General features: G+C 51.5%; 13 protein-coding genes. 6 read left to right on the top strand and 7 right to left on the bottom strand.

From position 1 onward, the window contains the following. Positions 1-14: 14 nt before the first annotated feature. The 4 genes from E1757_RS30315 to E1757_RS30300 all read right to left on the bottom strand — a co-directional run bounded on the left by E1757_RS30315 (position 15) and on the right by E1757_RS30300 (position 4272). Positions 15-1331 (bottom strand): ABC transporter substrate-binding protein, encoded by a 1317-nt coding sequence (locus E1757_RS30315; protein ID WP_133235342.1) that lies wholly within the window; start codon positions 1329-1331, stop codon positions 15-17. A 44-nt stretch (positions 1332-1375) separates the two neighbouring features. Next, a complete protein-coding gene (locus E1757_RS30310; RefSeq protein WP_133235340.1) occupies positions 1376-2215 on the bottom strand; it encodes a carbohydrate ABC transporter permease in 840 nt (279 codons plus the stop codon). Beyond that, positions 2212-3132 (bottom strand): carbohydrate ABC transporter permease, encoded by a 921-nt coding sequence (locus E1757_RS30305; RefSeq protein ID WP_133235388.1) that lies wholly within the window; start codon positions 3130-3132, stop codon positions 2212-2214. Before E1757_RS30305 ends, E1757_RS30310 begins: the two co-directional genes overlap by 4 nt. A 297-nt stretch (positions 3133-3429) precedes the next feature. Continuing rightward, positions 3430-4272, bottom strand: coding sequence for an SDR family NAD(P)-dependent oxidoreductase (locus E1757_RS30300; protein WP_246079644.1), 843 nt, complete (start codon positions 4270-4272; stop codon positions 3430-3432). A 230-nt stretch (positions 4273-4502) separates the two neighbouring features. Between E1757_RS30300 and E1757_RS30295 the strand changes: the two genes are divergently transcribed. Then, complete coding sequence (locus tag E1757_RS30295) at positions 4503-5345, top strand: putative protein N(5)-glutamine methyltransferase (protein ID WP_246079643.1); 843 nt, start codon at positions 4503-4505, stop codon at positions 5343-5345. A 17-nt stretch (positions 5346-5362) separates the two neighbouring features. Here E1757_RS30295 and E1757_RS30290 read toward each other — a convergent pair whose 3' ends face one another. Next, a complete protein-coding gene (locus tag E1757_RS30290) occupies positions 5363-8722 on the bottom strand; it encodes a DEAD/DEAH box helicase (protein ID WP_133235336.1) in 3360 nt (1119 codons plus the stop codon). A gap of 509 nt (positions 8723-9231) precedes the next feature. On the opposite strand from E1757_RS30290, the gene E1757_RS30285 reads away from it, so the two are divergent. Continuing rightward, the gene (locus E1757_RS30285) at positions 9232-10008 is read left to right on the top strand and encodes an exodeoxyribonuclease III (RefSeq protein WP_133235334.1); all 777 of its coding nucleotides are present in this window, start codon (positions 9232-9234) and stop codon (positions 10006-10008) included. A 203-nt stretch (positions 10009-10211) separates the two neighbouring features. Here the strand turns inward: E1757_RS30285 and E1757_RS30280 are convergent, their stop codons facing one another. After that, positions 10212-10544, bottom strand: a complete 333-nt coding sequence (locus E1757_RS30280) for a winged helix-turn-helix transcriptional regulator (protein WP_246079642.1) — start codon at positions 10542-10544, stop codon at positions 10212-10214. Between the two features lie 273 nt (positions 10545-10817). On the opposite strand from E1757_RS30280, the gene E1757_RS30275 reads away from it, so the two are divergent. The 3 genes from E1757_RS30275 to E1757_RS30265 all read left to right on the top strand — a co-directional run bounded on the left by E1757_RS30275 (position 10818) and on the right by E1757_RS30265 (position 13801). Beyond that, entirely contained in the window at positions 10818-11702 is an 885-nt protein-coding gene (locus tag E1757_RS30275) for an NmrA/HSCARG family protein (RefSeq protein ID WP_133235330.1), read from the top strand. A 289-nt stretch (positions 11703-11991) separates the two neighbouring features. Further along, positions 11992-13038, top strand: coding sequence for a MerR family transcriptional regulator (locus tag E1757_RS30270; protein WP_133235328.1), 1047 nt, complete (start codon positions 11992-11994; stop codon positions 13036-13038). A gap of 76 nt (positions 13039-13114) precedes the next feature. After that, positions 13115-13801, top strand: a complete 687-nt coding sequence (locus tag E1757_RS30265) for a class I SAM-dependent methyltransferase (RefSeq protein WP_133235326.1) — start codon at positions 13115-13117, stop codon at positions 13799-13801. A gap of 122 nt (positions 13802-13923) precedes the next feature. On the opposite strand, the gene E1757_RS30260 is transcribed toward E1757_RS30265, so the two are convergent. After that, entirely contained in the window at positions 13924-14505 is a 582-nt protein-coding gene (locus tag E1757_RS30260) for a TetR/AcrR family transcriptional regulator (protein WP_133235324.1), read from the bottom strand. A 414-nt stretch (positions 14506-14919) separates the two neighbouring features. Here E1757_RS30260 and E1757_RS30255 point away from each other — a divergent pair, with 414 nt between their 5' ends. After that, the gene (locus E1757_RS30255) at positions 14920-16209 is read left to right on the top strand and encodes an MFS transporter (protein ID WP_133235322.1); all 1290 of its coding nucleotides are present in this window, start codon (positions 14920-14922) and stop codon (positions 16207-16209) included. Positions 16210-16234 lie beyond the last annotated feature (25 nt).

Raw genomic sequence — 16234 nt, 5'->3', positions numbered from 1 at the left:
GGCTTCCCCGAACCTTACTTCGCATTCGTAAGCTTGGTTTCAACCTCTTTGCCCATTGTCTCGATCGTTTTGTAGGCGTCATCGAGCGATTTTTTGCCGAACCAAACCGCTTCCATTTCGGCCTGATATGCTTGAACCCATTCCGACCAGCCCGTAGGAGCCGGATAGAAAGGGAGCGCCTTCTCAATAACCGTATCCAGCAATTTTCTGCTAATAATATCCGTAGGCTGAAGGTTCGGCTCCAATTCCTTGTAAATTTCGTTATTGATCGGAATGCCGCGCGAGGTTCCCAGCGCTTTCCCAGCTTCTTTATCCGTAATGAACCAGCGAATGAATTCCTTCGCTTCCTTCTTGTACTTCGAGGTGGAGCTGACGCTCAGGAAAAGTGTGGATTGAGCCCAACCTCCGCCGGAAGGTCCTGTAGGAATGGTCACAAGCCCGATCTTGCCCGGCAGCAGCTGCTCCATCACGGATACGGAAGCTACCGTTACCCCCTTCGTCATGACCGTCCCTGAAGCCATGGAATCTCCCTTCGGATCGTTATCCACGAATGCTTTGGTCACATCCGGCGGCGGTACCGTGCCGTCTTTGCGGAATTGGGCAAACATATTTTGGTACTCATACCACAGTTCCTTATTCAAATTAAACTTTTTGCCGTCTATCATAATGGGCCCTTTCCCTTTAGCCGTCTGGTAGTACTGATAATTATCCCATACGTTGGAGGGATCGCCGATCGGGTACTTGCCTTTGGGCAGCTTCGCTCTTCCTTCTTTGGCAAAGGCGAAATAATCTTCCCAGGTCCAGTTTTTGGGAGGCAGCTTGACGCCGGCCGCTTCCAGATCCGTTTTGTTATAAGCCATGCCTTGCCCGTTATGCCCCAACGGAATGCCGTATAATTTGCCGTTAATTTTGGAATTATCGATAATTTTCGGATCGACAATTCCTTTCAAATCGATATCGGACAAATCTTCCAATGTGCCTCTGCTGGCGTAATCCTGAATATAGGCGCCGTCCATCTGCAACACGTCCGTCATTGATTTTGAAGCCGCCAATGTCGTCAATTTGCTCCAGTAGCCGTCCCACGCAAGGTATTCGGGCGTAAATTTGATGTTTGGCTTCTGCTTCGTATAAATATCGAGGGCAGCCAAAGTCGCTTTGTGCCTTGTATCGGGACCCCACCACATGATTTTGAGATTCGCGCTTCCGTCGCCGCTTTTGCCTGAATCCGGTTTGACCGATGTGCCCTGACTTCCGCCGCTGCATGCGGTAGCCGTCAACAATACAGCCAATCCTAAAGATACCCCTGTGCCCCAAGTCCGATAACGATTCATACTTCCAATCCCCCTTTTGATTTAATTGCTTCCTTGCCGGAGCGTTAGCCTTTCAAACCGGTGGTCGAAATTCCTTCGACGAAATGCTTCTGGGCCAGAAAAAAGACGATGACGGAGGGAACAATCGAAAGCAGCGACATGGCCAGCAGCTGCCCCCATTGAATTTCAAACTGATCGATGAACATCCGCAGCGCCAACCCGACGGTATATTTTTCGACGGAGCTTAAATATAGCACTTGGCCGAAGAAGTCATCCCAGCTCCAAATGAAGGTGAAGATGGCAACCGTGACCAAGGAGGGCTTCAACAATGGGAAAATCACTTTGCTGAAAATGCTGTAAACGGAAGCCCCGTCCATTTTCGCCGCTTCATCCAAATCCCTCGGGATTCCCCGGATGAATTGAACCAGCAAAAAGATGAAGAAAGCGCCGCCACCGAAAAAATGCGGAAGAATCAACGGAATGTAGCTGTCAACCAATCCAAAATGATTGTACATAATGTATTGCGGAATGACCGTTACTTGGCCGGGAAGCATCAACGTCAGCAGTAAGATGGAAAACCAGAAAGCCCGAAGCTTAAAGTGAAGCCGGGCAAAGCCATAGGCCACGACAGCGCTTGTCAAAACCCCGCCTACCACGTTCCACAGCTCCATCGTGAGCGTATTGGCAAAAAAATGCGTAAACGTAAATTCGGTTGAGAAATTCCATCCTTTTACATAATTTTCCCACATGGGCGTTTGCGGCCAAATGGTCGCAAGCTTCATTTCCTCCGTTTTCTTGAGGGAGGCGCCCACCCACCAAAAAACCGGATACAGCATAAGCAATGAGATAGCGATTAGAAAGATGTGGTTCGCCACCGTATTTCCCTTCAGGCGGAATGCGCTCATTTCGTTTTCCCCCCTTCGGACTCGTAGAACACCCAGTATTTCGATACCAGAAAGTTAATGCCCGTCAGCACCGCAATGATCAACAGCAAAATCCAGGCAAGCGCCGAGGCATAGCCCATTTGATAATGCTTGAATGCCTTTTCAAAAAGGAACAACGCGTACGTATACGTCGAGTTAACGGGGCCGCCTTTTGTAATAATGAATGCTGAGGTGAACATTTGAAACGTTCCGATGATTCCAAGAACCAGATTAAAAAACATGACGGGTGACAGCATCGGCAATGTGATGTTAAAAAATTGGTTCAATTTACCGGCGCCGTCGACGGCAGAGGAATCGTACAATTCCGAAGGGATTTGTTTCAACCCGGCCAGAAATATGACCATCGTCGAGCCAAACTGCCACGTGCTTAATAGAATGAGCGTGCCGAGCGACGTATCCGGGTTCGAAATCCAGCCTACTCCTTGAATGCCGAACCAACTGAGCACATTATTAACATAGCCGTCGAGGCTGAACATATTGCGCCAAAGTACGGATACGGCGATACTGCCTCCGATCAAGGAAGGAAAATAAATGGCTGTACGGTACAAATTCATGCCTTTCAAGTTTTTGTTGAGCAGCATGGCGACCATTAAGGAGAAGAACAGTTTTAAAGGAACGGCTACGACCACAAAGGTGAACGTAACCCCCAATGAAGTGCGGAACAGCTTGTCTTTGAACAAAATATTGGAGTAATTGTCCGTACCTATCCAAACGGGATCATTCAGCAGCGAGTACTCTGTGAATGATAAATAAAAAGACTGTGCAATCGGCCATACCGTCAGCAGCAAAAATCCGAGCAACCAGGGGGAGATGAAAATGTATCCTGATAGATTCGTTTCGCTTTTGTCCCTCCTCCATATCGAAACTTTATTGCTCATCGTTTTATGGGTTGGTTTGGATTCCTCATACGTTGTCGCATTGGACATGGCACAACCTCCTCTCACCTCAGAAACAGCTTGTGGTTATTAAATTAACAAAAGCGCTTTCAAATGGACAGGAGACGATTTTACGAATTTGTTTGTTTTTTTAATTGTGTGCTCGGGGGATGTTTGTCGGAATTTCGAAGGGGCGCTGCAAACGCAAACGACCGTTCCTCGGTAAATTACCGACAAACGGCCATAGCTTCAACATATGTTTTATTGTCTTCGTCACGCTCAAAGCGGAAACCAATCGGATTAAATTCGGAACGGAGGGATCAACCGCCCGTCGATATCCGTAAATCCGTATTCTTTGGCAAGCTCGCCAACTTGCATCACTTGTCCGTTTTTATGACCGATACGACCGTCATTTGCCAGCGCACACACGGCCCGCCCAACATAATACGGCGATTCGGTACGATTCAGAGCTTCTACTTCGCGCCAATGGTCTTCGTCCGTACGGAAGCTCGCCAATACCAGCTCCGTTCTCATCCACCCCGGAGATACCGCAACTACCGTGATTCCTGTGTCCCTCAGATCTTGAGCCAATCCGAAAGCCATTCGATTGAGAGAGTTCTTGGCAAGATCGTAATAGAAGGAGGACAAATACTTATCCTCATCCCAAAAGGTCGTATGAACAATGAGCCCGCTATCGTTCTCCAACATAAGCGGAATCGCGTAATAATTGGTCGCCAATTGCGCCCGCACGCCGCCTTGAAACATCGTTTCCCACATCTTCAGCGGATATTCCCAGAAAGGCCGAGGCTGTACATCCACCCCCAGGTCATGCCCGCCCCAAACATTATTCACAAGAATGTCGAGCCGCCCTTGCTCATGTCGAATTTTCTCGATAAGCGCTTTTGTTTCCTCATCGTTTGTATGGTCGCAGCGGCATGCATAGGCCGTTCCTCCCGCCGCGAAAATCTCCTCGGCTGTTTCGTCAACGCTCCCCGGATAATCTCGGGTCGCAGCCCCTCGCAGACTTCTCCCGGATACGTAAACTTTGGCCCCGGCTTTTCCAAGCTCTACGGCTATGCCTCGGCCCGCTCCACGGCTTCCTCCGGTAACCAGCGCGACTTTCCCCTCCAGCGTCCTCTTCAATTCCCGCCATCTCCTTCCAAGACATTTGTCATTTTCATCATACACATGGAAATATGTCATCTACTGCCATATATATATTGAAAATACTAGGCAGGACTGATGGAGACGGCTAATCTGTCCCCACAGACAGTTCCTTATAACGAATTTATACCTGTCCTGTAACAGACAATAGGGATAAAATGAGTCATATACGAAGCGAAACGATCCTACATGCCGAAATGAGGGGAATTATGGACTTAAAGAAAGCATCCTTGAACTTCGGGAACATCAATACTATGGATATTGCAGCCAGGCTGCGGGCCGCCGGTTGTGTATTTGCCGAAGATGAGACCCGGCTGCTCATTTCAGCGGCACGAACGCCGGACGACCTCGCCACCATGGTGGACCGGCGGGCCGCTGGACTGCCCCTTGAGCACATCGTCGGCTGGGCGGAGTTCTGCGGTCTGCGGATAGCGGTGGACCCGGGAGTCTTCGTCCCTCGCCGACGCACCGAGTTTCTTGTCCGCCAGGCCGCCGACCTCGCCCGGTCAGGAGCCGTCGTGGTGGACCTGTGCTGCGGCTCGGGCGCATTGGGCGCCGCGCTGGCCGCTGCCGTGGAACGAATCGAGCTGTACGCCGCCGATATCGATCCCGCTGCGGTGCGGTGCACCCGTCGCAACGTCGCTGCCGCCGGCGGACACGTGTATGAAGGCGACCTTTACGAGCCGCTGCCCGTCAACCTGCGGGGCCGCGTCGACATTTTGCTCGCCAACGTGCCTTACGTACCGACTGAAGCGATCGGGCTGCTCCCCCCGGAGGCCCGCATACATGAGGCGCAGGTAGCGCTTGACGGTGGCTCGGACGGGCTCGACGTCCTGCGGCGGGTGGCGGCCGCGGCGCCGCTCTGGCTGGCACCGGGAGGCCGCCTGCTGGTTGAAACCAGCGAGCGGCAGGCGCCTCAGTCTGTCGAAATTTTCGCTCTCAGCGGATTGATCCCGCAGGTCGTCAGTTCCTATGAACTGGATGCCACCGTCGTCATCGGAACGAGTCCTGCACTTCAGAACGGGTCCGGCAAGCTGTTTAGCATAACATGAGTCCCGCCGCCGGCATTTCAGCCGATCATCAGGATGTCCTTGATTTCCTGCTCCGTCAAAGCGGATACCGATTCCTGACCCGGCTGAATGACTTCATCGATCAAGTTTTTCTTTTTTTGCTGCAGCTCGTACATTTTGTCCTCGACCGTTCCTCGAGCGACGAGACGTATGACTTGCACCACGTTCTTTTGTCCGATGCGGTGCGCACGGTCGGCGGCCTGCTGTTCAACGGCCGGATTCCACCACAAGTCGTACAGGAGCACCGTATCCGCCCCGGTCAGGTTCAACCCCGTTCCACCCGCCTTGAGCGATATGAGGAACAAATCGCGTTCGCCGCGGTTAAATCTGTCGCACAGCTCGACCCGCTCGGAAGCGGCGGTTTGCCCGTCCAAATAAAAATACGGCGCTTCCCGTACGCCCAGCTCCCGGCCGATTAAGGAAAGCATTTCCGTAAACTGGGAAAAGATCAGCATTCGTTTTCCCGCGCTTCGGCATTCATCCACAATTTCCAGCAGCTGCTCCATTTTAGCCGATCCGCCGGCATAGCCTTCGACGAACAAAGCGGGATGACAGCACAGCTGGCGAAGCCGTGTCAAACCGGCCAATATTTTGATCCGGTTTTTCTGAAAATTGCTCTCGTTCAAATGCTTCAGCGTTTCGTGCCGCAGCTTGGCCAAATAAGCGGCGTACAGCTTTTTTTGTTCCGGGAACAGCTCGGACGCTTGCAGCGATTCGATCTTCTCCGGCAGCTCCTTCAGCACGTCCGTTTTCAACCGCCGCAATATAAACGGCCGTACCCGTCTGGCCACCGTTTCCCGGGACAGCTCGTTGAACGCCTTCCTGCCCGGAAACAGACCGGGAAACACGGCGTCGAATATGGACCACAGCTCCTCCAGCGTGTTTTCAACAGGAGTGCCTGTCAGCGCAAACCGGTTGCGCGCCTGCAGCAGCCTCACCGCCTGCGCCGTCTGGGTCGCATAATTTTTGAACGCCTGCGCCTCATCGAGAATAAGCGTATGAAACGGCCGCCCTGCGTACATTTCCAAATCTTTGCGCAGCAGCGGGTACGAGGTAATGATGACGTCAATCTGCGACCTGCTTTTCAAGATGCCGCCGCGCTCCTTCTTGTCGCCGTCCGCAATGGCCGCGCGAATGTCCGGGGCAAACTTGTTCAGCTCGTTGTACCAATTGTACAGGAGCGAGGCCGGGGCGACGATCAGCGCGGGCTGCCCGCCGCTGCGAATCTCGGGCAGCACCGAGACGAGCAGAGCGATGCTCTGCACCGTCTTGCCCAGTCCCATATCGTCCGCCAAAATGCCGCCGAACCCGTAATGCGCGAGCGTCTTCAACCACTGGAACCCATATTTCTGATAGTCGCGCAGCACCGGATCAAGGCTATCGGGTACGGGAAAATCCAGGTGATCCGGATTCCGTACGTGATCCAGCAGCCGGCGGAACGCTTTGCCCAGCTTGACGGCATCGCCCTGCCGCTGCGCATCGATCAGATGCAGTCCGCGAACGACCGGCAGACGAAATCCGGTTTCATTGAAATCCGCCTGACGGACGCCGACCTCGTTCATGAAGCGGATAATTTCCTGAAACGCCTCGCTTTCCAGCGGCAGCAGCGCGCCGTCAGGCAGCCTGTAATATTTGCGTTTCTCCTCCAGCGTCTTCAGCAGCTCGCGTATTTCCGATTCGGGAATGCCCTCCATATCGAACTGAAACTCCAGCCACTCCGTGCGCCCGTATACATCCACCGATATTTTCGGCGGAGCATGCTTCGTAAACAGCCTGGCTTTAACCGCCGAGGTGGCGTATACATCCGCCAGCTTTTCCAGCTGAGGGACGATATGATACAAAAATTCATATTCCGCTTCTTCTTCCTCCAGAAAATACCCGCCTTCGGTTTTGGCAAACAAGCCGCAGTCCATCAGCTCCATAATTTGCCGCTCCTGTTCCCCGTCCCGCATCAGGATACGGTCGCTCCCGCGCTTATGGCCGCTTCCTTCCAACGGATTGAAGGCGATATCGCCGTATTGAAATTCCAGGCCGGCAAGCAGCCTGTCCTTTACACGGTCCAGATACAATCTCGCCTTGAGCGGAGCATGAACGATACGGTCGGACACCGACGGAGCAATCCGGACGCTGCCCAGCTTCATCAATCCGGGGATCACCTTCTCCATAAATGGCTCCATCTGCTCCGGCCGTATCCGGATTCGTTCCATGCGGGACGCTTCGAACATTCGCTTCAGCTCGGCAAGGCGGCTGCACGATTCGGGCGGCAGCTTCAACAGCTTGCCTTCAGACAGAACGAGTCCGTACGATTCAAGAACCGTAATCCGTTCAAGCCCTTGAACGTCAAGCTGATAACCTTCCGCCGGCTCTGCCGTCGGCGCCTGGTCGAATCCGAAATGAAGCGGAACCGGTCCGTCGGCTGTCTCGATGCCTTCATAGACATTGCCGTTATGCTCCAGCTTCACCGCCGAAGCTTTGGCCAGCAGAGCCGCGGCAGTTTCCCACGCAGCCGGCGGCACCAACAGCAGCCTGTCGCCTCCGCCCGCCGCATGCAGGTAGCTTGGGGTCGCAAGTTCCTTATAAATTTGCTCCTGCCGACAAAGCCGAATCAGCTGCCGGATGACGGCATCGTCTTCCTGCCGGAAGCTGTGAAGCTCCGGATCGTATATAAAATGCTTGGAAAACGAATACGTTTCCCGCCGGTCGACACGGTCAAGAAATTGTTTTATTTTTTGGACGATATACAGCTTCCCCGGTCCAATCTTCAGCTCGATTCCGAACAAGTAGTTTCCGAATTTGTATGCATATGGCTTGCATATAAACTCCACGTCCAACGCCGTTCTGGTATCAAAAAACGTTCCGGCGCCGGTCGCGCGCGGCGGCTTGCCGCTGAACAGGCCCATCATGCTTTGCGTTAGCCGGTCATCTCCCGCCGCATCCGCCAAAGCCGATGAAGCTCTGCCCGGGGAAACGGCAAGGCGTGCCTCCCTGCGTCCGGAACCGTTGCGGATGCCGCCTCCCGGCTGCTCCAGCCGCAGTTTGGAGGCATAGGAGCGGACCGGCGATCTGCCGTTATGCTCGATTCCATGGATGCTCAACAATACGGCGGCAATATGCTTGCAATAGTGCTCATACGAATAAAATGCCGAGCATTCGCATTCGGCATCCACATCCCCGTTGCCGTCGATTTCGACGATAACCCGATAATCGCTGCTGCCTGACACCTCGGCCTCGTATAGGGAAGCCCGGGGATCGTAATTCGTGAAGGTCACTTTACCCGCGGCGTAATACGCTTCTCCTCTTTCAAAAGAGATTGAGCCGCACAGCAGCTTAATGACCCGTTCCGTCAATTGAAAGCTCACGGCGATCTCCTTTCTTATAACATAAGAATTCATAAGTTTTCAGCGAAGCTGAACAATTCTTATGTTTCAAGAAAACCTACATGTAAATCGCGGTCGCTCATCTTGGAATGGCCTCGATAGAGGTTTTCTTATTTTGTTTCAACTTATGTGTATACAAATGACGGCCCTCCGCCGATTATTCATTTCATATATGAAGTCCGCTTTAATCTTAACATCTTGCTCCGTAGAAAAAAAGCGCCGAGCCGATGGCAGATATACACGCTCGAGGTTCGAATGCGCTGGAGCAGGAAGCCGCGAAACTGTCCGCATAAAGACGGACCGATCATGATGTGGCCAAATTACGCATGCATCAGCACGATTGCGATGCGTTTTCCGCGAGCGGAGATACAGCCGGATATGTGAATGCCGAAATCGGCCTGCGCAAAACCATTGGCCGGAGATGTTCGAAATCCGATATTCATGGTACACTGGAGCAGAAAATGTCGATACACATTAAGGGGAATTGTGCGATGAAGCTGGTATCCTGGAATGTCAATGGATTAAGAGCATGCGTGAACAAAGGATTTAACAACTATTTTTTGCAGACAGAGGCGGATATTTTCTGCATTCAGGAAACGAAGCTTCAGGAAGGTCAAATTTGTCTGGAGCAAGACGAGGCCTATACGCAGTATTGGAATCATGCGATAAAGAAAGGATACTCGGGAACCGCCGTTTTTACTAAAATAAAGCCGCTTTCCGTCCGTTACGGCTTAGATGAGGAGCACGAGCCCGAGGGACGGATCCTCACTTTGGAATTCGATAGCTTTTACCTTGTCAATGTATATACGCCGAATGCAAGACGCGACTTGTCCCGGCTCGACTTCAGATTAGCGTGGGAGGATCGGTTCAAAAATTATATGCAGCAGTTGGATGCCCGGAAGCCGGTCATTGCCTGCGGCGATTTGAATGTCGCCCATCACGAAATCGACTTGAAAAACCCGAAGTCGAACCGCAACAACTCCGGCTTTACAATGGAAGAACGGGACAAAATGACGAAGCTGCTGGAATCCGGCTTTATCGACAGTTATAGACATTTTTATCCTGATAAAGAAGGCGCTTATACATGGTGGTCTTATATGCCCAAGGTACGGGAGCGGAACGTAGGATGGCGGATCGATTATTTTCTTGTTTCCGCAAGACTGGCCCCCTCTTTGCTCGGCGCCGGAATTGACTGCGATGTGATGGGCAGCGATCATTGCCCTATCGTTTTGAATATTGAGCAGCTTGACGCGCAAAATGAAGAATAACCGTCTAAGAACAAAGTTCCCTAAAAGTGAAGTGAAGCCCTGAAGCGAATTCCGCTAACCCGCGTCCACCGGGTTTCGTCAAGAGTGCTTGCAACTCTTGACCTTACTTTTGGGGGAGCCCCCGATTATGCACGGAAACATGCTGCGCATAAATTCCTAAACAACAAGAAAGCCAGCCCATTCTGCATAAGAATGACTGGCTTTTATTTATTCGGATCTCCGTTCCACTTTTCTCCCCACTCGCGCATCTGCAGAAGCACTGACCGGTATTCCTTCCCTTTTTCCGTTAAAGAATATTCGACGCTGACAGGGATGGTCGGGAATACTTGGCGGTGAACGATTTGATGCTGTTCCAACTGCCGTAAAATATCCGTCAGCGACTTGATGCTAATATTCCCTAGGCTTCTGCGCAGTTGATTAAAACGTTGGGATCTGTAATACAATTGGGCAATGACGTGAAACGCCCATTTGCTGCCAATCACCTGCAGCGCTTCGTTGACTGCGGCGAGACATCGCTGCTCTTCATTCCCGTTCAATCGATCACTCCTGACATCGCGCTTATTATTCGTAAGTACAGCTAAATAAAGTGTCTCCTTATGAAAATATAGCATTTAAGCTAATATTTCAATAGGGCGTATACATGATGCGAGCAGCTGCTGGAAACAGCCCTGAAAGTCCAGTGAACAACCGGCGGTGAAAGCGGAATTGTTCCGGAGAAGCGCCAGCACGCAAGCAGCGATTCGATTGAATGATCCGCCTGTACAGCGGCTTTTTCACCGGACTTCCAAATCGCAATAAGGAGGAACCACATGATGTCTGTATCCGGAACGGTTTTAGTATTGGGAGCTACCGGCCAGCAAGGCGGCTCCGTTACAACGCATTTACTGGCGAATGGCTGGCCGGTACGCGCCCTTACCCGCAACCCTGCGAGCAAGGCCGCTCAAGCGCTGGCACAAGCCGGTGCACAGCTTGTTCAGGGTGATATGGGGGAACGCGCGGCTTTGGACGCTGCTATGCAAGGCGTATACGGGGTCTTTAGCGTTCAGCCTCCCGAATGGCAGCCAAGCGACGCTTCTACGGCCGAAGAAATCCGGCTAGGTATAAATGTCGTTGATGCGGCGCGCAGTGCCGGCGTTCGGCATCTCGTCTATTCATCGGTCAACGGTGCGGAGCAGCAGTCACGCTTCCGGTATTTGGCGAAATGGGAGATCGAGCGGTATATCCGGTCGGTCGATGTTCAGGCGACGATTTTGCGTCCGTCGGGATTTATGGAAAGCTACGCGAACCCGTTTTTCGGCATACGGAACGGGGTGTTGGCGGAAGCGACAAAACCGGATGTTCCGATGAAGCTGATCGCCGTGGACGATATCGGAACGTTCGTTATGCTTGCTTTTAACGATCCTGGCCATTTTGTCGGGAAAACGATCGAAATCGCCGGTGATGCCTTGACGCCTGCTGAACTGGCAGTGGCGATCTCGCGTTCTTTGAATCGTCCGATCCGCTACACACATATTCCGATAGAAACCGTTCGTCAGCAAAACGAAACGTTAGCCAGGCTGTACGAATGGTTGAACGGAGACGGCTACGAAGTCGATTTTGCCGCGCTGCGCAAGCTTCATCCTCATCTGATGAGTTTCGAGGCGTGGTTGGTGAAGAAAGGCAGAACGATGTTTGAAGCCTTGTTTCATCCATAAATACGGGCTGCGCCGCTTTTTCAGGCACGTTCATCTTCACCTTTCAACGCCGGGATGAGCGGATTGATTGTTCCTGACCGGTATTGCCCTGGAGGCCGCTTATGGCTATCATAAAGGCATGCTGTGCACAACTGCAAAGAAAGTCTCTCTGCCTGACTTTACGAAACAGGCTGCCGGCCATCGCGGCAGTCTGGTTTATCTCTGTCGAAGCGCAATCGATTGTTAAGTTTGACCTCAAAACTTTTACGTAAGGTTAATGTTTTCCATAGTGAAGGGAGCTGCATATCGCATGAAAATTAAGGATGCCGCAGCCAAATTGAATATTTCTCCGAGAGCCATCCGCTTTTACGAGGAAAAAGGACTGATCGCTCCCGCGAAACAGGTCGGCAACCAGTACAGATCGTTTTCAGAAAAAGAAATCTGGAGATTGCAAACCGTTATATCGCTGCGGGAAGCCGGAATGACGATCGAGGATATAAAGAAAGCGCTGGCTCAAGCTGAAAACATCGATCAGGAAGAGCTGCTGTATTATTTGGAAATGCAGCGCTCCGTCATGTTTTCCCAATGGCTGGAGCTGAAACAGATCATTGAAACGACCGACCGGATGATCGAGCTTGTAAGGAAGCGGGCCTCGCTCCCGCTCGATGATATTTTCGTGCTTGCGGACGGTTCAAAAAAATTAAGGGAATTGCGGACAAATTGGACGGACAAATGGAATTTCGACCATCAGGCGCTCACCCACGATGAACGAATATTGAATGACGCCAACGAATACAAGGACTACGATCAAGCGTTGAGACAGGTCGTTCAGTGGGTGGCGCCGAAGGCGGGAGAACGGGGTTTGGACATTGGCACCGGGACCGGCAATTTGGCCGGAAAATTTCTGCTGCAAGGAATTCGTATGGCCGCAGTCGACCAATCGATGGAAATGCTAAAGCAGGCCAGCCGCAAATACGCCGGACTGGAGGTGAAACGCGGCAATTTTCTGGCGATTCCGTATATGGACGGGCAGTTCGATTTTATCGTGACCACGTTCGCCTTGCATCATATCACCGACGAACAAAAGCAGCTGGCGCTCGGCGAAATGCGCAGAGTGTTAAAGCCCCATGGAACCATTTGTATCGCCGATTTGATGTTCGAAAACGCCAGCCATCGGGATGCTTATTTGACATCATTAAACGAGCAGGGGCATACCGGGCTTGCGGATGCCGTACAGAACAAATATTATTCCGTCTGTCCGTCGCTGCTGCAATGGTTTGAAGATAACGGCTATATTACGAAGCACCGGCAAATCAACGAGCTGCTTCACATCGTGTACGCGGTTCCGATCCGTTAAACTGAAACTGTTGACCTTCACCTAACGTCATGCCTTATTGTAAAAGGGCAATCAAGTTGTGAGGGGGAATTTTTTCATGCCGAATCATTCGGAAATTTATGCAAGCAAGGCCGAGCAGTATGAGCTGCTCATCTCGCACCAGCCCAGCCTGCTTCAAGTGATTGAAGCGATTAAATCGCCGGTCGGGCTTGATATTGTCGACATTGGCGCAGGCACCGGCAGACTCGCGTGCACGCTGGCTCCGATGGCCAAATCCGTCCTGGCGCTGGATGCGTCTGAGGCGATGCTGCACATAGCCGCAAGCAGGCTTGAGCAGGCAGGCTGCCGCAACTGGAGCATCCGGGTCGCCGATCATAGAAGCCTGCCGGCGGAAGACCGAAGCGCCGATCTGATCGTATCGGGATGGAGCGTCTGCTATTTAGGCAGCGACGACGTCGAAGGCTGGGAAGCCAATATCGGTCAAGTCATTGGCGAGATCAGGCGCATTCTTCGGCCCGGAGGTACGGCGATTCTTTTTGAAAACGGCGGCACAGGATCGGAAACCCCGAATCCGCCGGACTTTTTAAAGCCATATTTCGGGCTGCTTGAACGGCAATACGGTTTTACCTGTACATGGATACGAACCGATTACCGGTTTGACAACCGTAAACAAGCTGAACGGCTCACGCGATTTTTCTTTGGGGACTCCATTGCCGACAAGGTCGCGCGTGAACAATTGACGCATGTTCCCGAATGCGCAGCCGTATTTACGCTGCATTTGTAAGCTCCCGATTAGGATTTGGCAGCCAAAGGGATCAAGTTGTGCCGTGTACCATCGGCACCTTTTTTGATCCCGGGATGCATTCATTGTACAGCGTCTTGAGAAACGCTGCTCTATGCTAATTTTTATTCAAGCAGCGTAAGTATGACCTCTATGGAGTGCTCGACAAATGAACGCTCAGGGCGAGATTTCATCATCACCGTAAGTCCGATTAACGACACAACCAGTGTTTGCGCCAATGCTTTTGCATTCATGTCGGTTTTAAGCTCGCCTGATCGCAATCCCCGTTCGATCGTTTCTTCAAAAATTGCCGCGAGATACATCTGATGTTCCCTCGTAAGAATTTCAAATTTCTCATCATGAGGCGCAAGCTCAACCATCGTATTGATGCAAAAGCAACCTCGATTGCAGCTTTCCGAGTATTGCTCTTCCACAATATCCTCAAAAAAAGTACGAAACCCTGCTTTTACTGATGAACTATGCTGAAGCTTTGTCCGAATTTTGGAGGCGTGGGACGCTGAATATTTCCGCAGCGCAGCTTCAAATAGCTCTTTCTTGTCTCCAAAGGTTGCATATATGCTTGGCCGTTGGATGCCCATTTTCGAAGTTAAATCGGATAATGAGGTAGCTTCGAAGCCTTTCTCCCAAAATAGCTGCATCGCGTCGTCCAATGCTTTTTCCACATCAAATTCCTTCTGCCGAACCATGGTAACACCCCCTTTCATACCATTCAGTATGATATGATTTTATTCTTTAATGCACTTGCTGTCAAATCAAGGTTCTTATATCGAACCCAGTAATATCGAGTACATTCCGAATTTTTCAGATAATCTGTATCTCATAAAACGCAACTCACTTCTTGACAAAACATATTAGAGAAAGTTATATTACACACATCATAAATTACCAATCGGTACAATATACTGATTAGAAAAATAAAACTCCTGCATATTCGCAGGAATTCCTTATGAATAAGCCATTTCATATAAAAAAGCCTGCACTATCTATCGTAGGATTTTCGTTTCGCTGGATCATCTATTGGATGATGTATGCTCTAGCTACTTTACAGGCATGTGGATTTCTTTCGTTAATCTTATCCAGAGAAGGGTGATGTGTGAAGTATGGAATACCCAGAAGAAAAGGCAGCTTGTATTAACGGAGATTATTGCGGCATAAAGGCGGGACCGGTCCAAAGAGCGGTTATTGCATCCGATACCGTTTCCGTATTTTCACTATCTCGCTATGCAGCGCTTTTGTTTGCAGTTGCCTGCGGCTTGTCCGTTGCAAACATCTATTACGCGCAACCGCTGCTCGACGTCTTAGCGAGCGAGTTCAATATCGCTCATTCATCCGTTGGCATAATCATTACAGTTACCCAGATTAGCTATGCACTTGGACTGCTGCTGTTCGTGCCGCTCGGCGATTTGGTGAACCCACGCCGGTTGATTCCTTGTCTGATGCTATTATCCGTAATTGCCCTGATTGTGGTTAGCTTCGCCCCAACCGGCACAATGCTGCTTACAGGATTGGCTGCAGTCGGGCTGCTCGCTGTAGTGACCCAAGTGCTCGTGGCGTTCGCGGCGACTTTGGCCGCCCCGGCCGAACGCGGACGTATCGTCGGTTTGGTGACAAGCGGTGTGGTCATCGGCATTCTGCTTGCGCGGACCGTCGCCGGCCTGTTGACCGATATCGCCGGATGGCGTTCGGTTTATTCGGTCTCTGCGGCTTTGATGATTATAGTGACCGGCGCATTATTTCGGGTGCTCCCGCATCATGAAGGTAAAAGAGCAGCGTCACTAAGTTATTTCCAGTTGCTTCGCTCGGTAATCACACTGTTTATGCAGGAACCAATCTTACGCAGCCGTGCTTTACTGGCTCTGCTGATTTTTGCCGCATTCAGCATATTGTGGACTTCGCTGGTGCTCCCTCTAAGCGGTTCGCCACTTTCACTTTCCCATACCGCGATTGGGACGTTCGGTCTCGCCGGAGCTGCCGGAGCGTTAGCGGCTGCGCGGGCAGGAAGGCTTGCCGATCGAGGATTAGGACAAAGAACAACCGGCATCGCGCTGGTTCTGTTATTATCATCATGGTTGCCGATCGGTTATACCGAACGCTCTTTGCCCGCGTTGATCTTTGGTATTGTGCTCCTTGATATGGCGGTGCAAGCCGTACATGTCACCAACCAGAGTTTGATCTTTCATATACGTCCCGAGGCACGCAGCAGACTGACCGGCGGCTATATGATTTTCTATTCGATCGGCAGCGCCTCCGGTTCAATCGCTTCGACTAATATCTATGCATACTTCGGTTGGAACGGAGTCTGCCTATTAGGAGCCGCTGTCAGTGCATTGGCCATTCTGCTTTGGGCATGCACCCTCCCATCCAAGAAATCTGCTGCAGGGTCAAAGTAAACCGATTCTCCCCGGTCACCAACCA

This window comes from Paenibacillus piri, assembly GCF_004354045.1.
GTDB lineage: Bacteria > Bacillota > Bacilli > Paenibacillales > NBRC-103111 > Paenibacillus_S > Paenibacillus_S piri.
This window is presented reverse-complemented; position numbering and strand designations above follow the sequence as displayed.

What these genes read in the sequence shown, in the direction of transcription:
- E1757_RS30315 (WP_133235342.1), bottom strand. Translation starts at nt 1,331, where the DNA reads ATGAATCGTTATCGGACTTGGGGCACAGGGGTATCTTTAGGATTGGCT.
- E1757_RS30310 (WP_133235340.1), bottom strand. Translation starts at nt 2,215, where the DNA reads ATGAGCGCATTCCGCCTGAAGGGAAATACGGTGGCGAACCACATCTTT.
- E1757_RS30305 (WP_133235388.1), bottom strand. Translation starts at nt 3,132, where the DNA reads ATGAGCAATAAAGTTTCGATATGGAGGAGGGACAAAAGCGAAACGAAT.
- E1757_RS30295 (WP_246079643.1), top strand. Translation starts at nt 4,503, where the DNA reads ATGGACTTAAAGAAAGCATCCTTGAACTTCGGGAACATCAATACTATG.
- E1757_RS30285 (WP_133235334.1), top strand. Translation starts at nt 9,232, where the DNA reads ATGAAGCTGGTATCCTGGAATGTCAATGGATTAAGAGCATGCGTGAAC.
- E1757_RS30275 (WP_133235330.1), top strand. Translation starts at nt 10,818, where the DNA reads ATGATGTCTGTATCCGGAACGGTTTTAGTATTGGGAGCTACCGGCCAG.
- E1757_RS30270 (WP_133235328.1), top strand. Translation starts at nt 11,992, where the DNA reads ATGAAAATTAAGGATGCCGCAGCCAAATTGAATATTTCTCCGAGAGCC.
- E1757_RS30265 (WP_133235326.1), top strand. Translation starts at nt 13,115, where the DNA reads ATGCCGAATCATTCGGAAATTTATGCAAGCAAGGCCGAGCAGTATGAG.
- E1757_RS30260 (WP_133235324.1), bottom strand. Translation starts at nt 14,505, where the DNA reads ATGGTTCGGCAGAAGGAATTTGATGTGGAAAAAGCATTGGACGACGCG.
- E1757_RS30255 (WP_133235322.1), top strand. Translation starts at nt 14,920, where the DNA reads ATGGAATACCCAGAAGAAAAGGCAGCTTGTATTAACGGAGATTATTGC.